Origin of the sequence: Kandleria sp., from assembly GCF_017934775.1 — a bacterium.
GTDB classification, from domain to species: Bacteria; Bacillota_I; Bacilli_A; order Erysipelotrichales; family Coprobacillaceae; genus Kandleria; species Kandleria vitulina.
The window spans coordinates 1-25,266 of record NZ_JAGBIX010000015.1 but is presented as its reverse complement, the minus strand read 5'-3'; the positions used below and the strand labels follow the sequence as shown (position 1 = coordinate 25,266).

Sequence of the window (25,266 nt, the reverse complement as noted above, 5' to 3'; positions counted from 1 at the left end):
TTTTTTTTATTACCTTCATAATCATTCGGTTTAGAAAAATTCAAAATATTCAATTTTAATACTACATGAATGATATCGCATCGTTCATCGATCCCTGAAATCTGTCATTCATCAAGTTTTTCATAAACTTTTGACTCTACCCTCTTTAGTATAATTTTATCATAAGATAAACGAAACGTAAATGAAACGTAAATTTTTTCGTTTCATTTACGTTTCACAAAAAACACGAAAATAGTATTTTCGTTTAATTATGTAATAAAAAAATAAGAATAGCGAGTCGCTATTCTTATTTTAATTTCCAGATATCTTCATTGTACTGAGCAATAGTTCTATCACTTGAGAAGTATCCAGCTTTTGCAATGTTAATTAACATCTTCTGAGCCCAAACACGACGATTTGAATAATCTTCAATAGCCTGCTGTTTAGTCTTAATATAGTCTTTTACATCAAGAAGAGCCATGAACCAGTCTTTAGTCCATAAATCATGATGTAATCTTTCTAATGATTCAATTCCATCTTTACCACTGATTTCTTTCATTTCATCAGATACGATGAAGTCTACTAATTCTCTAATATCTTCATCTTCTTCAAGAATCTTAGCTGAGCTATAATCTTCATTTTCATAATGAGCGATAACTGTATCACTGTCTTTACCAAAGACATAGATGTTTTCATCTCCTACTAGCTGATGAATTTCTACATTGGCACCATCATCAGTACCAATAGTGATTGCACCATTAAGCATAAGCTTCATGTTACCAGTACCACTTGCTTCCTTAGAGGCTAATGAAATCTGTTCTGAGAAATCTGCTGCAGGAATAATCTTTTCTGCATAAGTTACATTGTAGTTTTCTACCATTACAACACGAAGATATTTATTAACTTCTGGATCATTGTTAATTAATGACTGAAGACAAAGAATTGTATGAATAATATCTTTTGCAAGAATGTAGGCAGGAGCAGCTTTTGCACCAAAGATGCAAGTGATTGGATGGGCAGGATAATGTCCTTTTTTGATTTCTAAATATTGATGGATGATAGAAAGGACATTCATTTGCTGACGTTTATATTCATGAAGACGTTTAATCTGAATATCAAAGATTGAATCTTTGTTTAGATCAATATCTTCTTTATCTTTGATGTATTTTACAAAGTCTGCTTTTTTCTTATCTTTAATACTTAATAATTCATTTAATACTTTATCATCATTAATGAACTTTAATAATTCATCTAACTTAGAAGCATCTTCTTTATATCCTTCTCCAATTAGAGAATCAATGAAGTCAGTTAATTCTTCATTACATGAAAGAAGCCATCTTCTAAATGTAATACCATTTGTCTTATTGTTAAACTTAGAAGGATATAAATCATAGAAATCCTTTAATTCTGTATTCTTTAAGATATCAGTATGAATAGCTGCAACACCGTTGATCGCATATCCAAAATGAATATCCATGCTTGCCATATGAACTAACTGATCTTTATCGATGATGGCAGTCTTTTCATTTCTGCTTCTTTCTCCTGCTACCGCATCCAATGCTTCAATGATTGGAATAAGCTGAGGAACGATTTCTTCTAGATAATGCATTGGCCATTTTTCTAATGCTTCTGCTAAGATTGTATGGTTAGTATATGCACAAGTCTTAGATACAATACGGATTGCTTCTTTGATTGTGATACCTTCTTTCATCATTAATCTAATTAATTCAGGAATAATTAATGATGGATGAGTATCATTGATCTGAATTGCTACATGTTTAGCAAGATCTCTTAAATCAATCTTTTTCTTTCTAAGATCGTCAAGAATCATCTGGGCACCAGATGATACCATGAAGTACTGCTGATATAATCTTAATTTCTTTCCTTCTTCATCACTGTCATCAGGATAAAGGAATAATGTTAAGTTCTTAAGAACATTTTCTTTGTCGAAAGAGATACCATCTTTAACGATTGCTTCATCAACACTATCAATATCAAATAAGTGAAGTTTATTCTTGTTTCCTTTATAGCCAAGAACATCAATATCATAAAGTCTTGATCTTAATGCAAAGTCTTTATATTCTACAAGATAAGATTTTCCTGTCTTGTTTAACCATGTGTTCTCATCAATCCAAGGGTTAGGCATTTCATACTGTTTCTTATCCTTGAAAGTCTGTTTAAATAATCCAAGATGATAATTTAATCCAACACCATCTCCAGGTAAGTCCAATGTTGCAATTGAATCTAAGAAACAAGCTGCTAATCTACCTAGACCACCATTTCCAAGTGATGGTTCATTTTCAATTTCTTCAATTTCAGATAGTGAGAATCCATTCTTTTCAAGAATATCTTTGACATCTTTACGAATACCAAGATTGATAAGGTTGTTGCTCATGAGCTTCCCAATCAGGAATTCTGCAGAAAAGTAATAAACTTTTCTTTCACCATCAATTAAAGGCTTTTCTTCAGTTAAATCTTTTACAAGATGTAACAATACTGCATAAACTTCTTCATTAGATAATTCTTTTAATGCTTTTCCATAGCCTTTCTGACTTAAAGTTTCTAATTGTTTTTCAAGTAACATGATAAACTCTCCTTGTTAATAACGATGATATGTTGTCGTCAACGTTTTCATTTTTTCATTAAGCGTTTCTGTTAATTCTTCCTGTAGAACTCTCCACATCCAGTTTCCACCTAATGTGTTAGGTGTATTCATTCGTGCACTATTATCTTTCATTAAATAATCCTGAAGAGGAATAATACACATTCTTGATACTGAAGAGAAGACAAGCGCAAGACAGGCATCAAGCCATTCTTCATGGCTATCGCTTTCAATTTTTAAATATTCTTTTAGTGCTTTCTTTTCAATTGGCAAGATGGAATCAAACCATCCCATCATTGTTTCATTGTCATGTGTTCCAGTGTAGACAACACTGTTTTCAATGTAGTTATGAGGCAAGTAGCTATTAGCACCGCTAGAATCACGTGAATCAAATGCGAACTGTAAAATCTTCATGCCAGGATACTGGCAATCTTTTACTAGCTGCTTAACGCTATCTGTTAGATAGCCTAAATCTTCTGCAATGACATTCATCTTGCCAAGCTTGCTTTCAATAGCCTTAAATAAAGCAAGACCTGGACCTTTTTCCCAATGTCCATTGACAGCTGTTTCATCCCCATAAGGGATAGAATAATATTCATCAAAGCCTCGGAAATGATCGATACGAACGACATCGTAGGCATCTCTTGCATAAGCCATACGTGCTATCCACCATTCGTAGTTTGTCTTTTCATGAACATCCCAACGATAAAGAGGATTTCCCCAAAGCTGTCCTGTTGCTGAAAAGCCATCAGGTGGAACACCAGCAACTGCTTCTGGTTTAACATCTTCATCTAGCTGGAATAATTCAGGATGAGACCAAACATCCGAAGAATCAAATGCAACATAGATAGGAATATCTCCGATAATAGCTACATTCATTTTATGAGCATACTCTTTTAGTCTATACCACTGTGTCCAGAAGATATACTGCATAAAACGATGATAGTTCATTTCATAAGATAACTCTTCTCTCTTTTTCGCAAGTACATTCTCATCTCTAGAACGGATATCCTGAGGCCAGAATAGCCAGCTCTTGTTTTCATACTGAGACTTGATTGCCATAAATAATGCATAATCATCAAGCCACCAGGCATTCTTTTTACTGTAGGATATGAATCCTTCATCATTTTCAATATGACTGTTCTCATATGCTTTTCTTAATAGCTTATAGCGATGTTCATAAAGGTAGGCATAATCTACTTCTTCTTTATGTATATCTTTTTCAGGAAGATCCTCTTCACTGATCCAGCCATTTTCACAAAGCTCATCTAATGAAATAAAATAAGGATTCCCTGCATAAGTAGAAAATGATTGATAAGGTGAATCACCATAACCGGTAATACCCAAAGGTAGAATCTGCCAGTAAGTCTGTTTTGCTTTTGACAGAAAATCTATAAATTGATAAGCTGCCTGATCAAAGCAGCCAATGCCATAATTGCTTGGCAATGCACTTATTGGCAATAATACTCCACTTTCTCTCATATTGCTTCCTCCAAAATAATGCCATAATGATCTGATACACGATCTTGATCAAATATTACTTGATGACTCTTAATTAAACGTTTCTTATTGGACATAATATAATCAATTCTCATGCCCTTTTCTTCCTGATCCCATCCTGCAATCTTACCCGGAATTGTTTCTTTTCCTTTAACCTCTTTTGCTAAAGTACGAGTATCAATCCAGCCATTTTGTAGAATGTAATCATAGCTTTCTTTTCTTCTATCGTCTGGCGCATTGAAATCTCCAGCGATGTAGACATTCTTTTTATCTTGTACATGATTCATCAATGTTTCCCATTGATATACAAATGGTTCATCTTCATCATCCCACCATCCAAAATGAACAGTGTAGATCCACACACCATTGCTTTCAATCGCTAAAGCTGCTCTTTTCTTCCAGTTATAGTAATCATCTGTATTGGTTAATACAAACTCTTCAGTAGAAACAATTGGTGTCTTTGAGAAGATAGCTAACCCTTCATCAAATTTATCAAAGCCAATCTTGATTGGCATCCAGTTCCATTGATAATCTTCAAGATAAGAAGATAAAGCTAAAGCATAATTATCAGATTTCAGCTGATGGCAGCCTCTATAGCTAGAGGGTGCCATCACTGAATCTGCATTTATTGATTGGTTAACTTCCTGTAAAGCAATGACATCAACATCATTCTCTAGGATGAACCTTGCTACTTTATTTAATTTTTCTAAGCCATTCTCTTCCGATAAAGAATGTGTATTGAGTGTCATTATTTTCATAGTTATTACCCCATTAATGCATCATTAATATCTGATTTTAAGACGTCTGCCTTAGGTCCATAGATTGCCTGGATACCATTATCCTTCTTAACTAGACCCATTGCGCCTTCTTTTTTCCATTCTTCTAATTCTGCAACTTTATTGACGTCTTTTACTGTTACTCTTAATCGAGTCATACATGCATCTACTAATTCAATATTTTCTCTACCGCCAAGTAAAGCGATGATTGCTTCTACCTGAGCGCTTCCCTGATGACCTTCACCAGTTTCATCCTGTGCACCATCATAGTTACCTAATCTACCAGGAGTTGCATAGTGGAATTTCTTGATCATAAAGTTAGCTACAAAATATCCAACTACACCAAAGACGATGCAGGCAATAATAAAGTTGATGATATCTCCACCAAGACCAGCCTGTAAGGACATAGGCACACGAGTTAAGAATTCAACGTTACCAAATGAATGTAAACGAAGATGAACAATACCAGAAGCTGCGAATGCAAGTCCCTGTAATACTGCATATACGATATATAATGGCAATGCTGCAAACATGAACATGAATTCAATTGGTTCAGTTACACCAGTAAGCAATACTGCCAATACTGTAGAAACGAACATTGATTTATACTGTTTTTTCTTATCCTCATCAACATTCTTGAACATAGCATAAGCAACACCAGTAAGCATACCTGTTGCACCGATCATCTGTCCAACCTTGAATCTAGCAGGTGTAACTGTAGTTAATAAGTGATGATATGCTGTCATATTGCCAGCGTTCTTGAAGTTGATTAAGTCATTAACCCAAGCTAACCATAATGGATCCTGACCAAATACCTGTTTACCGATATTAGCACCAGTCGCAATTGTATATGTTCCACCAAATGAAGTATAGTTCATTGGAATCGTCAACATGTGATGTAAACCAAATGGCAATAATAAACGTTCCAATGTACCATATACAAATGGTGCAAGGATTGGAGAAGTTTTAGATGAGTTCGCAATCCAAATACCAAATGAGTTGATACCACCCTGAATGAATGGCCAAACAATTGACATGATAATAGAAATAACAACTGAATAAGCAATAACCATAATTGGGACAAAACGTTTACCATTGAAGAATGATAAAGCATCAGGTAATTTTCTGAAGTTGTAGTATTTGTTATAGACAACACCACCAACGAAACCAGAAATAATACCGACAAATACCCCCATGTTCAAGGCTGCTTCACCAAGAACAGTTGTAAAGTATCCATTAACTGGAATAGCCTGTCCAAATAATGTATGTGTCATCGCATTAGAAGCACTTACCATATCTGCAGTTACCCCAAAGATAGAACCTGTAATTCTATTAATTAAGATAAAGGCGATCAAGGCTGCGAAAGCACCACCGGCTCTTTCTTTAGCCCAGCTACCACCGATAGCACAAGCAAATAGAATATGTAAGTTATTGATAATAGCCCAACCAATGTTTTCCATTGTTGTACCAATTGTCATCACAAGACTTAAATCAGCACCAGCCATCTGTACTAGCTTACCAAGTGAAATCATCAACCCAGCAGCTGGCATAACAGCGATAACTGTCATCAATACTTTTCCTAATTTCTGTAAGAAATCAAAATTAATATGTGGACCTTTCTTTGAAGAAATTGTCATGATTTCTTCATTAACATCATGATGACCTGCATTGATCTTTAATTTTTCTTTTTCTAATGGTGAAGTGATAATAACAGGTGTCACAATATTAATATCTTCTTTTACAAAACGGTCATAATCTGCTTCATAAAGCAAAGTACCTTTTGTAACCTGATCTCCTTCTTTCACATGGAAGTAGAAACCTTCTCCTTTAAGATCAACTGTTTCTAACCCATAATGAATAAGGATTTCTAATCCATCTTTTGTCTTTAATCCCACTGCATGTTTAGTTGGGGCAATCATTGCAACTTCACCATCTACTGGTGAATAGATCTTACCATCATCTGGAATAATGCCACATCCATTTCCCATCATCTTCTGTGAGAAGACTGGATCTGGAATCTCTTCAATAGGAATAACTTTTCCCTTAATTGGAGAGACAATTGTTTTCTTGCTCATAAAACTTATCCTCCTCTTATATAGTGATTTCATCACACAAACGTTTGTTAGCACTTACAAGATGATTGTAGAAAAAAATGAAAACGTTATCAACGTCATTTTCGCATCTTTTTTGCCTATTTGTGCAACATTTGCGCAAATATATGCACAACAGTTTGCGTAAGAATGTTTTCATAATTTTTACAATATAAATATTTTATGTTTTATGTTCCTTTCTTTATGCTTTATTTTACAATTTGACATCCTCATTTTTTCTACTTAAGATAAGTATAGGAGGAATACATATGGGAGTTACTATTAAAGATATCGCTAAAAAAGCAGGAGTCTCTACTTCAACTGTATCACGTGTTATAAATGATCACTATTCAATTAGTGATGAAACTAAAAAAAGAGTACGTGCTATTATGAATGAACTCGGCTATCACTATGAACATGCACGTACCATTCATACAATTGGCGTTGTCTTTCCTCGTTCAATGGTTGATGCCTACGAAAACCCATTCTACCTTGGAATCGTAAGAGGAATCAGCTATATATGCAATAAATATTCTTATCGTTTAAATGTCGTTACCGGTGCTAATTTCCATGAATTAAAGAATTCCATGGAAATCACACAAGCTGATGGCTATATCTTCCTTTATTCTGATATAGAAGATTCACTATTAGAATATATGAACACTAATAATCTTCTTTATCTTATTGTAGGCAAGCCTACAAGCAATACGAATTCTACCTTAAGTGTTGATACTGATAATGTTCAGGCTGGATATGAAGCAACTAAATATCTTATTGCGATGGGTCATACTAAAATTGGATATCTTGGCACAAGCAAAAAGAAACAGTTCTCAGTGGACCGTAAGGTCGGCTATCTTCAAGGAATCACTGAAGCTGGTCTTGGCATCAAGACACAGTATATTGTCGATTTGTCTTCTAGCTATTCTTATAATCCAACTCAGATTCTAGAACTATTAACACAGGAGGATCGTCCTACTGCCTTTGTAGTATGTGATGATATCTATGCTACAATTATTATCAGACTCATTGAAGAAATAGGACTAAAAGTCCCTGATGATATCTCCATTGTCAGCTTCAATAATTCCATCTTTGCAAGACTGATGCATCCAGCATTAACATCACTTGATATCAATGCCAACCAGCTAGGAATGGAAGCTGTCAGTCAACTGATCAAGCATATTGAAACACCTGGTATGTTTGCGACAAGAACCATTGTCCCATTCACTATCACTAAAAGAGATAGCTGCAAGGATCTTACTAAACTTTAAAGCAGAAAAAAAAAGAGCCGTAACGACTATTCGTTACGGCTTCTTTTATTTTGTCATACGATCTCTGCGATATTTAATATAGTCACTTATTCCTAAGACAAGAGTAAGTGCTACAGAGTAAAGGAAAATCATCAAGTATGTGCTATCTGTTTTTGTAAAGTATTTATACAAAAGCATAATCACAAAGATGATTACCCATTGAATAAGATATCTTAGTAAGAGTTTCATATTACTTCAACCCTTTTACATTGATTCTTACTAAAGCTTTTTTAAGAGCTATTTCAGCACGTTTGATATCTAGATCATCAGTAGGATGTTCTAGTCTGCTCTGTGCTCTCTTTTCAGCTTCTTCTGCTCTTTGAAGATCGATTTCTTCTGGTGATTCAACAGCATTACCAATAACAGTAACTTCGTTTTCACCTACATAAAGGAATCCACCGGCAATCGCAAACACATATGTCTGTCCATCAATCTTATAGTTCATTTCAGAGATATCTACACCACTTGCGAGGGGGATATGATGCGCAAGAACACCGATGTATCCATCCGTAGTCTTAATGTTCAAAATATCCACATCCACTTCCCTGTAGGTACCTTTTGGTGTGACAATCTTTAAATGAAACTTACTCATTTTTCATTGCTTCAGCTTTCTGTACGGCTTCTTCGATTGTACCTACATTGTGGAATGCCTGTTCTGGTAAATCATCATATTTACCTTCAAGAATCTCTTTGAAACCTTTTACTGTATCTTCTACATGAACATACTTACCTTCAAGACCAGTGAACTGTGATGCTACTGAGAAAGGCTGAGATAAGAAGTTACGAATTCTTCTTGCTCTTGCAACAGTCTGTTTATCTTCATCACTTAATTCATCCATACCTAAGATAGCGATGATATCCTGTAATTCCTGGAATCTCTGAAGGATTTCCTGTACACCATGAGCAACTTCATAATGTTCTTTACCAACAATATTTGGATCCAATCCTCTTGAAGAAGAGTTAAGTGGATCTACGGCTGGATAAATACCTAAAGCTGCGATACCACGATCAAGTACGACACGACCATCAAGGTGTGTAAATGTAGTTGCTGGAGCTGGGTCAGTTAAGTCATCAGCAGGGACATAAACGGCCTGAACTGATGTGATTGATCCCTTCTTAGTAGAAGTGATACGTTCCTGTAAAGCACCCATTTCAGTTGCTAATGTTGGCTGATATCCGGCCTGAGAAGGAACACGTCCTAATAAGGCAGAAACTTCTGAACCAGCCTGAGTGAAACGGAAGATGTTATCGATGAATAGTAAGACATCCTGTCCCTGTTCATCACGGAAATATTCAGCCATAGTTAAACCTGTAAGGGCAACTCTAAGTCTTGATCCAGGTGGTTCATTCATCTGACCAAAGACAAGTGTTGTCTTAGATAATACTCCCGATTCTTTCATTTCATAGTATAAGTCGTTCCCTTCACGTGAACGTTCACCTACACCAGAGAAAACAGATAATCCATTATGTTCAGTAGCGATATTGTTAATGAACTCCTGAATTAATACGGTTTTACCTACACCGGCACCACCGAATAGCCCTGTCTTACCACCCTTGATGAATGGGCAGATCAAGTCTACAACCTTGATACCTGTTTCAAGGATTTCTGTTTCTGTTTTCTGATCTGCATATGTTGGTGCAGCTCTGTGAATAGGCATATGCTTTTCTTCACTTAATTCTTCTTTACCATCAATGGCATGTCCAAGAACATTGAACATTCTTCCTAAAGTGTTATTGCCTACAGGTACACTGATTGGAGCACCTGTATCAATAGCTTCCATCTGTCTTGTTAAACCATCAGTTGAACCCATGGCAATACAACGTACAACATCGTCACCGATGTGCTGTGCAACTTCTAGTGTCAATTCTTCACCATGGTTATTAACCAAGATGGCAGTATTTAATTCTGGTAGATTTCTATCACCAGAGAACTGAACATCGACAACTGGTCCACGGGCACTTACGATTTTCCCTATATTAGACATATGGCACCTCCTTCTTATTCAACATTGGCACCAGCCACAATTTCACTTACTTCATTAGTGATTGCAGTCTGACGAGCCTGGTTATATTTTAATCTTAATTCATCAGTTAATTCTTGTGCATTATCTGTCGCATTTTCCATTGAAGCTCTTCTTGAAGCATTTTCACTTGTAACTGATTCTACAAGATATCCATAAATGACAGCCTGTAGATACATTGGAATCAAGCTTCCTAGCACTTCTTCAGGAGAAGGTTCAAATAATGTCTGTTTACGTAGTTCAGTTGATTTCTCATTTCTAAGATCACTTTGATCCACGGGAAGAAGCTTCACATTACGTGGAGTGAATGTAATATTATTTACAAATTCAGTATAGATGATATGAATGCTCTTAATGTTCTTAGCAACATATTCATCCAATAGATGATTTGTCATTCTTACAATATCCTTAAATTCCAAAGTAGAATTTAAATCAATCCACTGTGTGTTAAGCTCCACATTGCGATGGTTTTTGCAATAGGCATAGCCTTTATTTCCAATCACGTAAACAAGATCGCCATCTTTGACTTCTTCATTTATCATCTTGTATACGTTAGCATTATATCCACCACATAACCCTAAGCTGGATGTAATCACAATATAAGCATCTTTTCCTTCTTCATTAACTTTAAGATAAGGAGAATAGACACTCTTTCCTGAATATTCAAGAATCTCTGCACAAGTATCTTTTACTTGTGTATAGTAAGGCTTCATTTCATCAAGTCTTTTTCTTGTTTTCATCAGTTTGGAACTTGCGACAAGCTGCATCGCTTTCGTGATCTTCATCGTAGAATCAATTGATTTCATACGACGTTTGATTGCCTGCATCTGTCCTGCCATAAGCAATTACCCCGCTGTCTGCAGTCTTTCGAACTGTTCTACATAAGCTTTCATGGCAGTCTTCAAGTCAGAAGACAATGCGTCTGATAAGACTTTCTTTTCTTCAATTTCCTTGATGTATTCTGGATGTTTAGCAGTAATGTTATCGACTAGACCATCCATGAATTCAGTCATCTTTTCGATCTTGATAGTCTTTGTTAAACCGTTCTTTAAGGCAAACAATGTCAAGATCTGAGTAGTGACTGGACGAGGAGAATACTGAGACTGTACTAATACAGATCTGATTCTTTCCCCATGATCAATTGTAGCCTGAGTAGCTTCATCAAGGTCAGAACCGAACTGTGCAAATGACTGCATTTCAGTATACTGTGCCAATTCAAATTTTAATGATGAAGACACCTGCTTCATTGCTTTAATCTGCGCTGCAGAACCTACACGTGATACAGATAATCCAGTATCGATGGCTGGTCTGAAACCAGAGTTAAATAATTCCTGCTGAAGGAAGATCTGACCATCAGTGATTGAAATAACGTTAGTAGGGATATAAGCTGAGATATCGCCTGCCTGTGTTTCAATGATAGGAAGGGCAGTAATTGATCCTCCACCATTTTCTTCATTAAGCTTACAAGCTCTTTCCAATAATCTTGAATGAAGATAGAAGACATCACCTGGATACGCTTCACGTCCTGGTGCTCTCTTTAATAATAATGATAATGTTCTATATGCTACGGCATGCTTAGATAAGTCATCATAAACAATAAGAACATCTTTACCCTGTTCAAGCCATTCTTCACCAATAGCACATCCTGCATATGGTGCAATGTATTGAACTGGAGCTAATTCACTGGCTGAGGCAGAAACAACGGTAGTATATTCCATTGCACCACCCTGTTTTAATTTATTAACAACCTGTGCAACTGTTGAGTTTTTCTGTCCAATTGCAACATAGATACAATAAATATTCTGACCTTTCTGGTTAAGAATTGTATCAATCGCAATAGCAGTCTTACCTGTCTGTCTATCACCGATAATCAACTCACGCTGACCTCTACCAATTGGGATAATCGCATCAATAGTTGTAATACCAGTCTGTACTGGTTCATCTACTGACTTTCTTGTCATAACCCCTGGGGCAATTCTTTCAATTGGTCTTGTTTTAGTAGTATGAATTTCTCCCTGTCCATCAATTGCCTGTCCTAAAGGATTGACAACACGTCCTAATAATTCATCACCTACAGGCACTTCGATAATGCGTCCTGTTCTACGCACTTCGTCGCCTTCCTTGATATCATCTGCGTTACCTAATAGTGTGACACCAACACTGTCTTCATCTAAGTTCATGACCATCCCATAAACATCACCTGGGAATGCAATTAATTCCCCAAGCATGGCATTATCAAGTCCATGAATAAGAGAGACACCATCACCGACAGTCATGACTGTACCGACATCTTTCTGTTCGATGACATCATCAAAGTGCTTAATTTGTTCTTTGATTAAGGCACTGATTTCATCTGGTCTTAAACTCACACTTGTCACCTACTTTCTAAAAGCTTACTTCTAAGCTTTTCAACTTTATTTTTAATAGAATCATCATAGACTCTTGTATTAATTTGTACCTTGATACCACCGATTAAAGATTCATCGATAATTTGTCTTAGCACAATAGTCTTGTTTTCCTTTTCGCTCATTGCTTTCTCTACATCTTTAAGCTGTTCATCACTTAACGCGTAAGGTGTATAAACAAGACCCTCTTCAATTCCTAATTTCTTATTGCATAAACCAATAAAGCTTTTCACAATATCACGAATGTAGCGAATTCTTCTTTTCTTAACAAGAAGCTTAAGGAAGTTCAATACGTACTTATTGATAGATGAAGAAAAACTATCATCTAATAGCTTGCACTTATCTTCATCAGAAATAAGTACATGTGAGAAAAACTGTACGATCTTTGGATCACTTTCTAACACTTCATCGACAAGCTTCATATCATCTAAATATGAGCTGATTGCATCTTCTTCACAAGCTAATGCAAAAAGTGATTCTGCATATCTTTCTGCTACAGTATCCATTAGTTGATTACCTCATCCACAAAACTTTTGACCATATCATCATTAGTGGATGCATCCATGTCTTTCTGCATGATCTTAGTAGCTACTTCAGTAGCAATATCAACGATTTCTTCCTTCATTTCAGCTCTCGCCTGCGCTTTTTCAGCTTCGATCTGCTCTTCAGCCTGCGCAATCTTATTTCTAGCCTGTTCGTTGGCTTCATTCATGATTTGTTGCTTTGCTTTATTTGCGTCTTCCTTCGCAAGATCAATGATTTCACGATACTGCTTAGCAGAAGCTCTTGCCTGTTCTTCACTTTCCTGAAGATAAACAGTAGCTTTCTCTCTCATATCTTTAGCATCATTGATATTTTTCTCAATAGCATCAGCTCTTTTATCCATGAAATCTAGAACATATTTCCATAAATATTTCTTGAATAAAAGAAATAAAATACCAGTTGAGAGTAACTGTACAATAATTGTTACAAAGTTCGGGAATAGCTTTAATTCAATATTTGGCATAGCAATTCCTCCTATTTATTATTTGTAAACGAATAATAAGATTAATGAAACTAATAGACCATATAAGGCAACAGTTTCTGTCATGGCAACACCCATGATCATTAATGTACGAATCTTACTTTCTGCTTCTGGGTTTCTTCCTAATGCTTCAAGAGCCTTAGAAACGGCAATACCTTCCCCAATACCTGTACCTAAACCAGCAATAATTGCTAGACCTGCTGCAATTGCAATTAAACCTTTGTCTGTCATAATGATTTCCTCCTAATTTTATGTATAGACAATTCTTACAACTTTATTCCTCATCCGGATTTTCAATTGAAATCAGGATTGTGGATAATGTTACGAAAACAAGAGCCTGAATCACACCAGAGAATATATCAAAATATGCATGTAATAATGGTGCCAAAACAGGACCTAAGAAGTTAAATGGAATGACTTTATAAGATAAAAATGAAGTAAACTGATAAATCAAAGCCATAATAAATGAACCACTTAACACGTTACAGAATATACGCATTGAAATAGAAATCAATGGCGAAATAGTTCCAAATAAATTTGTTGGCGGGATAAGATTTGATTTCAAATAAGCCCCCATCCCATTATGCTTAATAGAATTAATCTGAATAAGCGTAAATGTTACAAGAGTCAGCGCCAACGTCACCGACCAGCTCGATGTAGGTGCTTCAAAGCCAAGAAGTCCTGATAAGTTTGCGACTAATAGCCAAATAAACAACATCGCAAAGTAGGGATAATAATTCTTTTCAAACTTCTTAGGCATAATGCTTTTGAAGTAATCATAGAGCCACTTAATCAAGATCTCCACAAGGAGAATAATGCCGTGTGGCTTTTCAAGAGGATCTGCTTCTCGAAATTTCTTGCCTGCCCAAATAAAGAAAACTGCTAAGCAAATAGTGATGATCAATGATGATACCAATTCTGCCTGAATAACAATCTTCATTATCAATGATTCCTCCTTTCCCCAAGTATCGTCCAATAAATTGTCAGCTTAGGCAACATCAAGGCGATAAAAACTGCTGCAAGATGAACATACTGCTTCATAAATATACCCGCTAACAACGCTAATGCATACAGCATCATCTTGACAAAATGCATAACCATAACAATCAATACGGACTTCTTCAATGAAATGATCATATCGATCATTTCTATATTTACAAGATATACAATCATCCCCATGATGGATCCTAAGATCCATCCAACGGGGATAGTGTAATCTCTTGTAACAAAAGTGATGATAAATGACACAATTAATCCAAATAGAAAGGGAATCTTACAATCATTTATCATTTTTTTGAGATCACTCATTAGTCAGTACCAAATAAACGATCTCCGGCATCTCCTAGACCAGGAACAATATATCCCTTTTCATTTAAATGATGATCTAGGGCTGCAAGCGTAATATCTACATCAGGATGTGCTTCCTGTAATGCCTTAACACCTTCAGGAGCACCAACTAAACATACCATCATGATATCTTTAGCGCCTCTATCTTTAATAGCTTTGATAGCATCCATTGCACTACCACCAGTAGCAAGCATTGGATCTACAATGATGACCTTAGAACTTTCAAGTCCACTTGGGAATCTTGCATAGTATTCATGTGGAATTAAAGTTTCTTCATCACGATACATACCAATATGACCAATCTTAGCATTTGGCATAATAGTTCTAAATCCATCGACAAGACCAATACCAGCTCTTAGGATTGGTACAAGTACAATCTGCTTATCAACTTCATAACCAGTAGTCTTGCATACTGGAGTTTCAATATCTTTAAGTTTCAAAGGGAAATCCTTTGATACTTCATATGCCATCAACATTGCGATTTCATCAAGGTTCTGCTTGAAAATATATGTTGATGTGTTCTTATCTCTCATAATTGATAACTTATGCTTAATTAAAGCATGATCTAAAATCTTAACGCTCATAGTTTAATCCTCATAACTTAAATCTTTGTACATAGTGACTTTATCAGTAAGAGCCTTCACTCTTCTTAAACATTCATTCTTGATTTCATCAGTTTCATCATTCTTAAGTCTAAGAGCAATGATCTTACCAACTTCTCTAAAGTCTTCTTCCTTAAAGCCCTTAGTAGTCATAGCTGGAGTACCAACTCTAATACCAGAAGCCTTAAATGGTTTTTCAGTATCGAATGGGATAGCATTCTTGTTGGCAGTGATATTAACTTCATCAAGAAGACGCTGTGCCTTCTTACCTGTAATACCACAGCTTGCTTTAACATCAATAAGAAGAAGATGGTTATCAGTTCCACCAGCGACAAGTCTGAATCCTTCTTCTTTTAAAGACTCTTCCAATGCCTTCGCATTCTTTCTGATCTGTTTTGCATAATCTTTAAAATCATCCTGTAATGCTTCATAGAAGCAAGCTGCCTTAGCAGCGATGATATGCATTAATGGCCCACCCTGCATTCCTGGGAATACAGCTCTGTTGATTGCCTTAATCATTTCTTCATCATTACACATAATTACACCACCACGTGGTCCTCTAAGTGTCTTATGTGTTGTTGTAGTAACAACATCAGCATAAGGGAATGGTGAAGGATGTTCTCCTGCTGCAACCAAACCAGCAATATGTGCCATATCGACCATGAACAATGCTCCATTTTCATGAGCAATTTCTGCCATAGTCTTAAAATCTATAGTTCTCGAATAAGCGCTAGCACCTGCAACAACAAGTTTAGGCTTAACTTCTTCCACCTGTTTCTTGAATGCTTCATAATCAAGCATTTCAGATTCACGATCCACACCATATGCGTGGAATTCATAAGTCATTCCTGAATAGTTTAATGGATGACCATGTGTTAAATGACCACCATCATTTAAAGACATACCTAATACCTTATCTCCAGGCTGTAATAATGCAAAATAAACAGCTGTATTAGCCTGAGCCCCAGAGTGAGGCTGTACATTTGCATATTCACAATGGAAAAGCTTCTTTAATCTTTCAATAGCTAAAGTTTCAACTTCGTCTACAAACTGGCATCCTCCATAATATCTTTTTCCTGGATATCCTTCAGCATACTTGTTTGTAAGAACTGAACCAGCTAATTCCATAACCTGTTGTGATACAAAGTTTTCAGAAGCAATAAGTTCAATATTGTTTCTTTGACGATCTAACTCTCTTTGTACACTTGCAAATACTTCACTATCTCTCATTCTCCTACTCCCTTTCTAGCGCCATCATCTTTTCAATACGCTTGATGTGTCTTCCACCTTCAAATTCAGTATGTAGCCATGCATTTAAGATTTCAACAGCTAAGCCTTCTCCAATAACTCTCTGTCCCATGGCAATCATATTGGCATCATTATGTGCTCTTGTAGCTTTTGCACTAAATACATCATGACATAAAGCACAACGAATACCTTTTACTTTATTAGCAGTAATGGACACACCAATACCTGTTCCACACACTACAACACCTCTATCACATTCGCCATTGGCAACTGCCTTAGCCGCTTTCGATGCATAATCTGGGTAATCACAAGATTCTTCTGAATATGTTCCGAAATCAACAACCTCAACCCCTTGAGCTTTCATGTTTTCAATCAAAACATTTTTAAGACGGAATCCTCCGTGATCACACGCAATTGCTATTTTCATGAATTAAAGACCTCCTCAATATCTTCCTTCGTGATTGCTCCTTCTCTTAAGATCTCCACTTTCCCGTCTGTTAATTTAACAACCGTACTCGCAAGAGAAGAAGACGTCTGCCCCTTCACAACAAGAGGAATTCTTCCATCAAGCTGTTCAAGAACTTCCTTTTCGTTAGTTGTATTTCCTCCCCCTGACAAGTTAGCACTTGTCACAGAAAGAGGACCAACCTCATTGATAAGATCCAAGACAAACGGACTATCAGGAATCCTGATTCCAATAGTTGGAAGACCATTTGTCATGGCAGGATCAACACTCTCTTTACGATTTAAAACAAGCGTAATGCGACCTGGCATAAAAGCTTTAGCAACCTTCATGATTCTTTCATCAACATAGGCATACTTCTCTAACATATCAATATGTGATAACATCAATGTCACCGCTTTTTTCTGATCTCTGTTTTTCACGGTAAACAAGCTATCTAAGGCTTTCTTATTTCCAAACTGAACACCTAATCCATAGACGGTCTCCGTCGGAAAAGCAACAACGTCTCCCTTCAAAATACATGCTTTAATTTCATCCATTTTTTCAGGTAAAACTACCTTAGTCATATAATCACCCCATACTAAAATGTATTTTAACATAAACTACCCTAAATGAGTATAAAAAACCATAGAAGAACAAGCGATATCTTCGGATTTTTTTATCATTTTATGCAAAATCCCTATTTTGCATAAATCCATTACTCATTTTATTTGATATAATCATATTATTAGGAGGAACCTATCATGAAAAACGATACAAAAATCTGTATTGGTGCTCTTCTTCTTGGAGGATTAGCAACCTATTATTATGCAGGCTATCACGCCTTAAAAAATGCAGCTACAAAAAAAGAAATCATTAATCATAGAAGCATACGAAAAAGCGATCTTGATTTTTTAAGACAGGTAGAATTTGAAGACCTATCCATCACAACCTTCGATGACCTGACCCTAAAAGGAAAATTCCTTCCTGCCAACACCCCAAGCAATAAAGTGGTCATCCTCGTACACGGATACCATTCAACCAACTTCAGAGAATTCGCGCACTTCCTCAAATTCTATCACAACCTCAACTACCACATTCTTATGCCAAACAATCGCGCCCACGGCGATAGCGAAGGAGAATACGTCGGCTTTGGCTGGCTAGATCGTCTAGATATCATGGAATGGATCCATGAAATCCAGCAGCACTTTAACTTCCAGCCACTCCAGATCGTCCTCCATGGCATTTCCATGGGTGGGGCCACTGTACTTATGACGGGTGGGGAAACACTCAGTCAGGATGTCAAATGCATCATCTCCGATTGTGCCTACACTAGCGCTCTCGATGAGTTCAAGGATGTTCTTCACGAAAAAGATATTCCCCCATTCCTGCTTATACCTAATGCCAAACGTGTAAGCAAGAAAGCAATCGGTTTTGATATTGAAGAGGCAAGTGCCTTAAAGCAAGTCAAGAAGACAAAGATTCCAACTTTATTTATCCACGGTGATCAAGATAAATACGTAAAACCTTATATGGCTTATGAACTTTATAATGCCTGTGCAAGTGAGAAGGATCTCTTGATTGTAGAGGGAGCAGGACACGCTCAAAGCTATCAGACAAATCCTCAGCTCTATGAAATGACTGTAAAGAATTTCTTAAAACGTTATATCTCATAAAAAAAGGGAATGATTAAAATTAATCATTCCTTTTTTTAACTCTATCTACAACATATGGGATAGCGACCACACCAATTGCATAGATCACAAGCACAATAGTAAGTAAACCTAAAATGAACATAGGTACAGCACCTGGGATAAGTAAAAATTGATCATTTATGATAAGAAATGCATCATAAATGAAATAAACAGCTAGTAAAACATAAAGAACTTTTAAACGTTTTTTCTCATTATCTTTTTGATTTGATTTTTCTTTTATCATTTGACTCATAATTTAACCCCATATAATTTGATTTTATCATAGTAATTGACAGCTTCTTTTGCAAATTTAACACACTTCTGTAATGCACTAACTAATTTATACCCAGCTTTTGCTCCTAAACCAGCCATTCCTATTATAACTGCGGGAGCTAATCCAACACTTACTGCTGCAGCAAGTACGCCAAAGGATGCACCCGTTGCAGGGCTTAATATAACTTGTGACATTGTTCTATATGAATTACTCTCGTTCACTTTTTTAATTCTCTAACATATAAAATAGCGGCCACACAATTGTAAATACATCTAAAATAAACAGACACAAAAAAGATATTAGACAAGTTCTAATAAAAACTTTATGGTTTCTTGATAAGTGTCATTCCAATAGGATATGGTCCAGTATGGACGCCAATTGTAGCACCAATTGGCAATAATGAAATATCAATGGAAGATTGTGGATAGTGAGATGAAAGTTTCTCTTTTACAAGATTTAAGACTTGTTTTCCTTCTTCTTCATCGTAGCCGTAGCCTACGCTAAAGACATAATCAGAAGGATCAATCTGATTGTTTTCTATATGCTTAATTGCATTTTCAATAACTTTCTTGATACTTCTTTTTCTTCCTCTTGCAACACCATCCGCAAAGATTTCTCCTTCTTTAAGAACAATCAATGGTTTAATCCCCAATGTTTTAGCTGCAACACCTGCAACCTTGCCGATTCTTCCTCCATGAATAAGATAATCAAAGCTTCCTACAGTAAAGAATATTCTTCCTGTATCCCTTATTTTCATAATACGTTCAACACATTCATCATAATCTACTTCTTTAGAAAGCTTAGCAGCTTCTCTAACATATGTTCCTTGAAGGACTGTATTGAATGTGCAGTCAATAACGGTAATCTTACGATCAGGATAATCATCTTCTAATGATTCCTTAGCTAATCTCGCACTATTATATGATCCTGAGAATTTACTTGTAATACAGATACAGATGATATCTATTTCCTGATCAAGATATTTCTTGAAGACAGTTGTGTAATCTTCAATAGAAGGTGTAGATGTCTTAGGAAATTCATCTTTATGGTCAACCATAAACTGATAGAACTCTTTAACACTAAGATTCACATTTTCTTTGTATTCTTTTTCTCCAATACGAATATAGAAGGGGACAACTTCTACATCGTATGCTTTAGCAGCCTCAATTGTTAAATCACATGAACTATCTGAAATGATCTTGTACATAAATTTTCCTCCTAGAAAAGAAGGACATGATTAATCATGTCCTAATAGTTTTCTTCTACATCATAAGCAATCAAGTCTTCAAAAGTCTGTCTTCTTACTACTGTCTTTGATTTACCTTCATAAGTAAATACAACAGCAGGCTTAGGAAGCTGATTGTAATTTGATGACATTGTATAATTATAAGCACCAGTGGAGAATACTGCAAAAATATCTCCTGCTTCAATATTAGCAGTTACAGGTAGATCTTTCGCAATAATATCACCTGATTCACAGCATTTACCAGCAATTGTGACTGTCTTAGTCTTCGTTTCTCCTGCCTTGTTGGCAACGATTCCATCATATTCAGCATCATATAATGCAGTACGGATATTATCGGACATACCTCCATCAATAGAAACATATGTTCTAACGTCAGGAATTTCTTTAATTGTACCTACAGTATATAAAGTAATTCCAGCATTCCCAACTACATAACGACCTGGTTCAATCAATACGGCAGGTCTTTCCCAGCCTCTTTCATCATAATGTCCATTGATGACCTTCATGATCTCAGAAGTGATTGTCTCAAAGTCCAATGGTTCATCTTTCTTGTTATAGGCGATACCATAACCACCACCAGCGTTTACTTTTGACACAACAATTCCAAATTTATCATAGATTTCATCAACGAAGCCCATGAATTTCTGCATTGCGCTAATGTAAGCATAAAGATCAAATACCTGAGATCCAATGTGTGCATGTAAACCTTCAAATACAATATTTTCACTGTTTACAATCTGTTCAATGGCTTTCAAGTAGATTCCAAAATGAGAAGAGAAACCAAACTTTGTATCCTTATGACCAGTCTGAATAAAGTTATGTCCGCCAGCCTTGATACCAGGTACAACACGTAGTGTTGCATAGACCTTCTCATTTAATTCTCCCGCAATCTTTTCTACAAGATCAATTTCATTGAAGTTATCAATTACAAAATGATTAATGCCATGACTAATCGCATATTCAATTTCTGATGGCAATTTATTATTGCCATGGAAGTAGATCTTCTTAGGATCAAATCCTGCTTTTAAGGCAATACTGATTTCTCCTGCAGACACGCAATCAATACCGATGCCATATTCCTGTGCAAGTTTATAGATGGCTAAACAACTAAAAGATTTTGACGCAAATAAAGGTAACGCCTTATCATATTTATCCATAAATTTTTCTTTGAGCTCATTCATCTGATGACGAATATGCCCTTCACTCATAACATATAAAGGCGTCCCATACTTCTTTGCAAGATCACTCGCCTTTACATTATCAATATATAAATCATTACCTCTAATCTCTGCAAAACTCGTTTGTAAAACCATCTCTTTTTCTCCTTATTCGTATAGTGTACTTAAATCATAAAGGCCTGCTTCTTTCTTTAATAAAGCATTCATCGCTGAAACAGCGCCTTTCGCAAAAATATCTCTTGATAAAGCAGTATGCTTAATTTCAATCAATTCGTCATCTCCTCCGTATAGGACAGTATGTTCTCCGTAAATTGTCCCAGCACGAATTGACTGCATACCGATTTCATTTCTTTCTCTAGCCTGATGTCTTGATTCACGATCATATACTGCATGTGCTCCTTCAATTGACATAGCAGCAGAATCATAAAGCATCTTAGCTGTACCTGATGGTGCATCAATTTTTCTATGATGATGTGCTTCCAAGATTTCTACATCATAGTTATGTGCAAAGAATTCCTTAGTAAATTCTCTTACCATCTTATTTAACATAGCCACCCCATAGCTTGTGTTATAAGACTGGAAGATTGGAATTACTTTTGATGCATCTTCAATTTTTTTCATATCTTCATCTTTAAATCCAGTAGTTGCAAGAACAACTGGAACCTTATGTTCTAATGCAAATGAAAGAATATCATCTAGATTAGCAGGATGTGAAAAGTCGATAATAGCTTCAACATCCCCTTTCACTTCTTTTAAGCTCTTATAGCTAGCTACTCCTGGATCTTGATCAAATACTGGGGAAACAACTCCAACAAGTTCAAGGTTATTATCTTCATTTACTGCATTAACAACCTTTTTCCCCATGACACCATAGCCATATACAACTGTCTTCATCCTAGTACCCCTTTCTTTCAAACGCATCCATTGCATCAAATAATAGTTTCTTATTTTCATCAGTAGTTGGAATAAGTGGTCTTCTTAACATTTCTGAATCAATAAGTCCCTTATGTTTTAATGCTGCCTTAGGCATAATTGGATTTGTATCAATGAATAAGTACTTTGATACATCATTGAAATCTAAAGCCATTTCTCTAGCTTTTTCTAAATCTCCTTTTAAGCAAAGCTGTGCAAACATTTCAGTTTCTCTTGGATAAACATTAGATAATACTGAAATAACACCTTTACCACCAGCTGCTATAAATGGAAGAATATTATCATCACATCCAGAATATAGATCAAAGTCCATATCTCTTGTTCTTGTCAATACTTCCATTGCATAGTTGATATCATCAGTTGCATCTTTCATTGCGACAATGTTAGGAACTTTTGCAAGTTCTACAACTGTATCAACTGTGATCTTCATACCAGTTCTTCCTGGTACATTATAAAGAATCATTGGCAATTCAGGAGCTGCTTCACTAATTAACTTATAATGTTCAATAAGTCCTCTCTGACTTGTCTTATTATAGTAAGGAGTAACAACTAAGTTTGCATCTGCTCCTACTTCCGCATTAAACTTTGCTTTCTGGATAGCGACTTCAGTATTGTTAGAACCTCCTCCAGCAATAACTTTTGTCTTTGTGCCTTTACACATTTCAACTGCAATCTTAGTTAATTCCATTTCATCTTCCCAAAGAATAGTTGCCGGTTCACCAGTTGTACCATTTACAAGTACAGCCTGTACTCCAGCATCAATCATTCTTTGTACATGCTTTTTAAATCCTTCATAATCAATGCTGCCATCTTCATGCATTGGTAAGATCATAGCGACAGCACTACCTTCAAATATTGCCATTATTCAATAGCCTCCTTAATTTTCTCTAACGCCTTTGCGATATATTTTGAGTGCAATACAAACGAAATAGAAATTTCACTTGTAGTCACCTGAGAGAATGGGATCTGATTTTGTCCAAAGATGTCAAAGATTTCTGCAGCGACACCTGGTTCATCTCTCATAGCTTCTCCTTCAACGACTAGCTTACCTACATTCTTATAGGTATGGATAGAAATTCTTGGGTGATTGTCATTCACTTCCTGAATAGCTTCATTCAACTGTTTCTGGCTATCCTCTTCACAAGTAAAATCAATACGCAATTCTTCTACAAAGTTGACTGAAGAAATCATATCGATATTAACCCCGTGTTTTGAAAAAGTCTTAAAGATATCTGCCACAAATAATGAATTCTTTTCTACATTATCCATTCTTACCTGAATGACCTTTTCATCTGCTTCAATTCTTGTTAGTACACCTTTCTTCATGGTGATCCTCCTCTCTACTAAAAAAGCAATAGCGTATGCTATTGCCTGTACTTATCCTATATAAGTTCACCAATAGCCCTCCACAAGCATATAGCCTTGTGACAATAAAATAGATATTCTCTATTTTACCAGATAATCAGAACATGCAAATTCTCATCTCTTCGGCAATCCTCCTCCTTCAATATCTGGTTGCATCCATATAATATTGAACTCATAGTCCTTGCACCTCTATTTGTTACAATATTATCATACTTAATTTTAAATTACAACCTATAAACTAGAATGATGCAAATACACCCTCTTTTTTAAATAAATTTACTTTCAAAATACATGGATTATACATTATATTGGTGAAAACGCATACAAAAAAGTTGATTTTCTACTAGACAAATGATATCAAAACATATAAGATATGCACGTGAAATAACACACGAAAAGAGGTATTTTATTAATGGCCAATACTTTAGAAAAAAAGCTTGAACATATTAAAACTCACGTTACAAAAGTCGTTAATGATTATGCAAACAAAAATCATTTAACAGTTTCAGAAGAAATCATCAATAATCTATCCGTGCATCTTTCACTATCAATTACAAGAGCTCTTTCAGATAACTATATTCATACAAGCCATTCTCAGCTTGAACAATGTAAAGATCTCTATACATATCCTATTGCTAAAGAAATCATCAATGATTTATGCAAACACTATGAAATAGAATTATCTGAATCAGATCTTTACAATACCGCAATGTATCTTGCTGATATGACAATCCTTGATCTTGGATTCGATGCCGAATTTGATATCGTCGATCAGGAAATTGAAAATATCATGGATGAAACATTGGATACTATTCGTATTAAGTTAGGATATAATCTACGTGAAAACGAAAAGTTCGTAAGAGGCATGAGCCTTCACTTCTATCCTGCTATCGATAGACTTGAAGAAGACCGTCAGATTACTGATAACCCATTGATGCAGACCGTACAGAAATATAAGAAATCTTATGAATGTGCGCATATCATGAATGATATTGTAAAAAGACATTTTAATAAATCGTTCAATAGCTACGAATTATCATATATAGCTATTCACTTCCAGACTGCATTTGATGCACGTACTGCTGTATAACTAAAAGAGGCTGTAACGAAATGATTTAAGCATTTCGTTACGTCTCTCTTTTTTACATTAAAATTACCAAGTCATGCATGATGGATTCTCAGCCTTTCCATCATGTCCTTTTTGTAAAGAAAAAAGCCCCAAAAAAGGGCGCA

The 25,266-nt window shown here is 35.8% G+C and carries 28 protein-coding genes and 1 riboswitch; of the genes, 3 read left to right on the top strand and 25 right to left on the bottom strand.

What is annotated here, in order from left to right:
* Positions 1-286: 286 nt before the first annotated feature.
* Genes J6L95_RS02540 through J6L95_RS02525 form a run of 4 tightly spaced genes read right to left on the bottom strand, consistent with a single transcriptional unit; the run spans position 287 to position 6,932 of the window.
* On the bottom strand, positions 287-2,563 hold the full coding sequence (locus tag J6L95_RS02540) for a glycogen/starch/alpha-glucan phosphorylase (protein WP_287458035.1): 2,277 nt from the start codon (positions 2,561-2,563) through the stop codon (positions 287-289).
* Between the two features lie 15 nt (positions 2,564-2,578).
* A complete protein-coding gene (gene malQ / locus J6L95_RS02535; protein ID WP_074687913.1) occupies positions 2,579-4,063 on the bottom strand; it encodes a 4-alpha-glucanotransferase in 1,485 nt (494 codons plus the stop codon).
* A complete protein-coding gene (locus J6L95_RS02530; RefSeq protein WP_287458034.1) occupies positions 4,060-4,839 on the bottom strand; it encodes an endonuclease/exonuclease/phosphatase family protein in 780 nt (259 codons plus the stop codon). The genes malQ and J6L95_RS02530 overlap by 4 nt, the downstream gene beginning before the upstream one ends.
* 5 nt (positions 4,840-4,844) lie before the next feature.
* Positions 4,845-6,932 (bottom strand): PTS transporter subunit IIBC, encoded by a 2,088-nt coding sequence (locus J6L95_RS02525; protein ID WP_287458033.1) that lies wholly within the window; start codon positions 6,930-6,932, stop codon positions 4,845-4,847.
* 284 nt (positions 6,933-7,216) lie between these two features.
* On the opposite strand from J6L95_RS02525, the gene J6L95_RS02520 reads away from it, so the two are divergent.
* Entirely contained in the window at positions 7,217-8,215 is a 999-nt protein-coding gene (locus tag J6L95_RS02520) for a LacI family DNA-binding transcriptional regulator (protein WP_287458032.1), read from the top strand.
* A gap of 45 nt (positions 8,216-8,260) precedes the next feature.
* Here J6L95_RS02520 and J6L95_RS02515 read toward each other — a convergent pair whose 3' ends face one another.
* Genes J6L95_RS02515 through J6L95_RS02450 form a run of 14 tightly spaced genes read right to left on the bottom strand, consistent with a single transcriptional unit; the run spans position 8,261 to position 17,930 of the window.
* Positions 8,261-8,443: a hypothetical protein gene (locus J6L95_RS02515; RefSeq protein WP_107318440.1), complete on the bottom strand. Its 183-nt coding sequence runs from the start codon at positions 8,441-8,443 to the stop codon at positions 8,261-8,263.
* Between the two features lies 1 nt (position 8,444).
* Complete coding sequence (gene atpC / locus J6L95_RS02510; RefSeq protein ID WP_074687919.1) at positions 8,445-8,846, bottom strand: ATP synthase F1 subunit epsilon; 402 nt, start codon at positions 8,844-8,846, stop codon at positions 8,445-8,447.
* The gene (gene atpD / locus J6L95_RS02505) at positions 8,839-10,239 is read right to left on the bottom strand and encodes a F0F1 ATP synthase subunit beta (RefSeq protein WP_029070905.1); all 1,401 of its coding nucleotides are present in this window, start codon (positions 10,237-10,239) and stop codon (positions 8,839-8,841) included. Before atpD ends, atpC begins: the two co-directional genes overlap by 8 nt.
* Before the next feature lie 14 nt (positions 10,240-10,253).
* Positions 10,254-11,114 (bottom strand): ATP synthase F1 subunit gamma, encoded by an 861-nt coding sequence (gene atpG, locus J6L95_RS02500; RefSeq protein ID WP_074624482.1) that lies wholly within the window; start codon positions 11,112-11,114, stop codon positions 10,254-10,256.
* A 6-nt stretch (positions 11,115-11,120) separates the two neighbouring features.
* The gene (gene atpA, locus J6L95_RS02495) at positions 11,121-12,644 is read right to left on the bottom strand and encodes a F0F1 ATP synthase subunit alpha (RefSeq protein WP_029070903.1); all 1,524 of its coding nucleotides are present in this window, start codon (positions 12,642-12,644) and stop codon (positions 11,121-11,123) included.
* A gap of 5 nt (positions 12,645-12,649) precedes the next feature.
* Entirely contained in the window at positions 12,650-13,186 is a 537-nt protein-coding gene (locus J6L95_RS02490; RefSeq protein ID WP_287458031.1) for a F0F1 ATP synthase subunit delta, read from the bottom strand.
* Positions 13,186-13,686 (bottom strand): F0F1 ATP synthase subunit B, encoded by a 501-nt coding sequence (atpF, locus tag J6L95_RS02485; RefSeq protein WP_074624481.1) that lies wholly within the window; start codon positions 13,684-13,686, stop codon positions 13,186-13,188. The genes J6L95_RS02490 and atpF overlap by 1 nt, the downstream gene beginning before the upstream one ends.
* A gap of 18 nt (positions 13,687-13,704) precedes the next feature.
* Entirely contained in the window at positions 13,705-13,935 is a 231-nt protein-coding gene (gene atpE / locus J6L95_RS02480) for an ATP synthase F0 subunit C (protein ID WP_287458030.1), read from the bottom strand.
* A 43-nt stretch (positions 13,936-13,978) separates the two neighbouring features.
* On the bottom strand, positions 13,979-14,644 hold the full coding sequence (locus tag J6L95_RS02475; protein ID WP_074686278.1) for a F0F1 ATP synthase subunit A: 666 nt from the start codon (positions 14,642-14,644) through the stop codon (positions 13,979-13,981).
* Positions 14,645-14,646: 2 nt separating this feature from the next.
* Positions 14,647-14,994, bottom strand: coding sequence for a hypothetical protein (locus tag J6L95_RS02470; RefSeq protein ID WP_143452180.1), 348 nt, complete (start codon positions 14,992-14,994; stop codon positions 14,647-14,649).
* A 17-nt stretch (positions 14,995-15,011) separates the two neighbouring features.
* Positions 15,012-15,635 carry a uracil phosphoribosyltransferase gene (gene upp / locus J6L95_RS02465; protein ID WP_029070897.1) on the bottom strand — a complete coding sequence of 208 codons (624 nt, stop codon included), beginning with the start codon at positions 15,633-15,635 and terminating at the stop codon, positions 15,012-15,014.
* 3 nt (positions 15,636-15,638) lie between these two features.
* A complete protein-coding gene (glyA, locus tag J6L95_RS02460; RefSeq protein WP_029072626.1) occupies positions 15,639-16,883 on the bottom strand; it encodes a serine hydroxymethyltransferase in 1,245 nt (414 codons plus the stop codon).
* A 4-nt stretch (positions 16,884-16,887) separates the two neighbouring features.
* On the bottom strand, positions 16,888-17,328 hold the full coding sequence (gene rpiB, locus J6L95_RS02455; RefSeq protein WP_029070895.1) for a ribose 5-phosphate isomerase B: 441 nt from the start codon (positions 17,326-17,328) through the stop codon (positions 16,888-16,890).
* Entirely contained in the window at positions 17,325-17,930 is a 606-nt protein-coding gene (locus tag J6L95_RS02450) for an L-threonylcarbamoyladenylate synthase (RefSeq protein WP_029070894.1), read from the bottom strand. The genes rpiB and J6L95_RS02450 overlap by 4 nt, the downstream gene beginning before the upstream one ends.
* Before the next feature lie 177 nt (positions 17,931-18,107).
* On the opposite strand from J6L95_RS02450, the gene J6L95_RS02445 reads away from it, so the two are divergent.
* A complete protein-coding gene (locus J6L95_RS02445; protein WP_173438078.1) occupies positions 18,108-19,019 on the top strand; it encodes an alpha/beta hydrolase in 912 nt (303 codons plus the stop codon).
* Between the two features lie 19 nt (positions 19,020-19,038).
* Here J6L95_RS02445 and J6L95_RS02440 read toward each other — a convergent pair whose 3' ends face one another.
* The 7 genes from J6L95_RS02440 to J6L95_RS02410 form a co-directional block, all read right to left on the bottom strand.
* Complete coding sequence (locus J6L95_RS02440) at positions 19,039-19,290, bottom strand: hypothetical protein (RefSeq protein ID WP_029070892.1); 252 nt, start codon at positions 19,288-19,290, stop codon at positions 19,039-19,041.
* Positions 19,287-19,532, bottom strand: coding sequence for a hypothetical protein (locus tag J6L95_RS02435; protein ID WP_287458029.1), 246 nt, complete (start codon positions 19,530-19,532; stop codon positions 19,287-19,289). Before J6L95_RS02435 ends, J6L95_RS02440 begins: the two co-directional genes overlap by 4 nt.
* Before the next feature lie 101 nt (positions 19,533-19,633).
* Positions 19,634-20,518: a DegV family protein gene (locus J6L95_RS02430; RefSeq protein WP_287458028.1), complete on the bottom strand. Its 885-nt coding sequence runs from the start codon at positions 20,516-20,518 to the stop codon at positions 19,634-19,636.
* Positions 20,519-20,559: 41 nt separating this feature from the next.
* Entirely contained in the window at positions 20,560-21,870 is a 1,311-nt protein-coding gene (gene lysA, locus J6L95_RS02425; protein ID WP_029070890.1) for a diaminopimelate decarboxylase, read from the bottom strand.
* A gap of 12 nt (positions 21,871-21,882) precedes the next feature.
* The gene (gene dapB, locus J6L95_RS02420) at positions 21,883-22,629 is read right to left on the bottom strand and encodes a 4-hydroxy-tetrahydrodipicolinate reductase (RefSeq protein ID WP_029072623.1); all 747 of its coding nucleotides are present in this window, start codon (positions 22,627-22,629) and stop codon (positions 21,883-21,885) included.
* A gap of 1 nt (position 22,630) precedes the next feature.
* Positions 22,631-23,530: a 4-hydroxy-tetrahydrodipicolinate synthase gene (gene dapA / locus J6L95_RS02415; protein ID WP_287458026.1), complete on the bottom strand. Its 900-nt coding sequence runs from the start codon at positions 23,528-23,530 to the stop codon at positions 22,631-22,633.
* Positions 23,530-23,994 (bottom strand): ACT domain-containing protein, encoded by a 465-nt coding sequence (locus J6L95_RS02410; protein WP_029070887.1) that lies wholly within the window; start codon positions 23,992-23,994, stop codon positions 23,530-23,532. Before J6L95_RS02410 ends, dapA begins: the two co-directional genes overlap by 1 nt.
* Before the next feature lie 65 nt (positions 23,995-24,059).
* A riboswitch (Lysine riboswitch) is annotated at positions 24,060-24,233 on the bottom strand.
* A 212-nt stretch (positions 24,234-24,445) separates the two neighbouring features.
* Here J6L95_RS02410 and J6L95_RS02405 point away from each other — a divergent pair.
* Complete coding sequence (locus tag J6L95_RS02405; RefSeq protein WP_029072621.1) at positions 24,446-25,123, top strand: PRD domain-containing protein; 678 nt, start codon at positions 24,446-24,448, stop codon at positions 25,121-25,123.
* Positions 25,124-25,266: the final 143 nt, after the last annotated feature.

Bases quoted from the DNA above. Each gene is read 5' to 3' on its own strand.
- J6L95_RS02540 (WP_287458035.1), bottom strand. From the start codon at position 2,563: ATGTTACTTGAAAAACAATTAGAAACTTTAAGTCAGAAAGGCTATGGA.
- malQ (WP_074687913.1), bottom strand. From the start codon at position 4,063: ATGAGAGAAAGTGGAGTATTATTGCCAATAAGTGCATTGCCAAGCAAT.
- J6L95_RS02530 (WP_287458034.1), bottom strand. From the start codon at position 4,839: ATGAAAATAATGACACTCAATACACATTCTTTATCGGAAGAGAATGGC.
- J6L95_RS02525 (WP_287458033.1), bottom strand. From the start codon at position 6,932: ATGAGCAAGAAAACAATTGTCTCTCCAATTAAGGGAAAAGTTATTCCT.
- J6L95_RS02520 (WP_287458032.1), top strand. From the start codon at position 7,217: ATGGGAGTTACTATTAAAGATATCGCTAAAAAAGCAGGAGTCTCTACT.
- J6L95_RS02515 (WP_107318440.1), bottom strand. From the start codon at position 8,443: ATGAAACTCTTACTAAGATATCTTATTCAATGGGTAATCATCTTTGTG.
- atpC (WP_074687919.1), bottom strand. From the start codon at position 8,846: ATGAGTAAGTTTCATTTAAAGATTGTCACACCAAAAGGTACCTACAGG.
- atpD (WP_029070905.1), bottom strand. From the start codon at position 10,239: ATGTCTAATATAGGGAAAATCGTAAGTGCCCGTGGACCAGTTGTCGAT.
- atpG (WP_074624482.1), bottom strand. From the start codon at position 11,114: ATGGCAGGACAGATGCAGGCAATCAAACGTCGTATGAAATCAATTGAT.
- J6L95_RS02490 (WP_287458031.1), bottom strand. From the start codon at position 13,186: ATGGATACTGTAGCAGAAAGATATGCAGAATCACTTTTTGCATTAGCT.
- atpF (WP_074624481.1), bottom strand. From the start codon at position 13,686: ATGCCAAATATTGAATTAAAGCTATTCCCGAACTTTGTAACAATTATT.
- atpE (WP_287458030.1), bottom strand. From the start codon at position 13,935: ATGACAGACAAAGGTTTAATTGCAATTGCAGCAGGTCTAGCAATTATT.
- J6L95_RS02475 (WP_074686278.1), bottom strand. From the start codon at position 14,644: ATGAAGATTGTTATTCAGGCAGAATTGGTATCATCATTGATCATCACT.
- J6L95_RS02470 (WP_143452180.1), bottom strand. From the start codon at position 14,994: ATGATAAATGATTGTAAGATTCCCTTTCTATTTGGATTAATTGTGTCA.
- upp (WP_029070897.1), bottom strand. From the start codon at position 15,635: ATGAGCGTTAAGATTTTAGATCATGCTTTAATTAAGCATAAGTTATCA.
- glyA (WP_029072626.1), bottom strand. From the start codon at position 16,883: ATGAGAGATAGTGAAGTATTTGCAAGTGTACAAAGAGAGTTAGATCGT.
- rpiB (WP_029070895.1), bottom strand. From the start codon at position 17,328: ATGAAAATAGCAATTGCGTGTGATCACGGAGGATTCCGTCTTAAAAAT.
- J6L95_RS02450 (WP_029070894.1), bottom strand. From the start codon at position 17,930: ATGACTAAGGTAGTTTTACCTGAAAAAATGGATGAAATTAAAGCATGT.
- J6L95_RS02445 (WP_173438078.1), top strand. From the start codon at position 18,108: ATGAAAAACGATACAAAAATCTGTATTGGTGCTCTTCTTCTTGGAGGA.
- J6L95_RS02440 (WP_029070892.1), bottom strand. From the start codon at position 19,290: ATGAGTCAAATGATAAAAGAAAAATCAAATCAAAAAGATAATGAGAAA.
- J6L95_RS02430 (WP_287458028.1), bottom strand. From the start codon at position 20,518: ATGTACAAGATCATTTCAGATAGTTCATGTGATTTAACAATTGAGGCT.
- lysA (WP_029070890.1), bottom strand. From the start codon at position 21,870: ATGGTTTTACAAACGAGTTTTGCAGAGATTAGAGGTAATGATTTATAT.
- dapB (WP_029072623.1), bottom strand. From the start codon at position 22,629: ATGAAGACAGTTGTATATGGCTATGGTGTCATGGGGAAAAAGGTTGTT.
- dapA (WP_287458026.1), bottom strand. From the start codon at position 23,530: ATGGCAATATTTGAAGGTAGTGCTGTCGCTATGATCTTACCAATGCAT.
- J6L95_RS02410 (WP_029070887.1), bottom strand. From the start codon at position 23,994: ATGAAGAAAGGTGTACTAACAAGAATTGAAGCAGATGAAAAGGTCATT.
- J6L95_RS02405 (WP_029072621.1), top strand. From the start codon at position 24,446: ATGGCCAATACTTTAGAAAAAAAGCTTGAACATATTAAAACTCACGTT.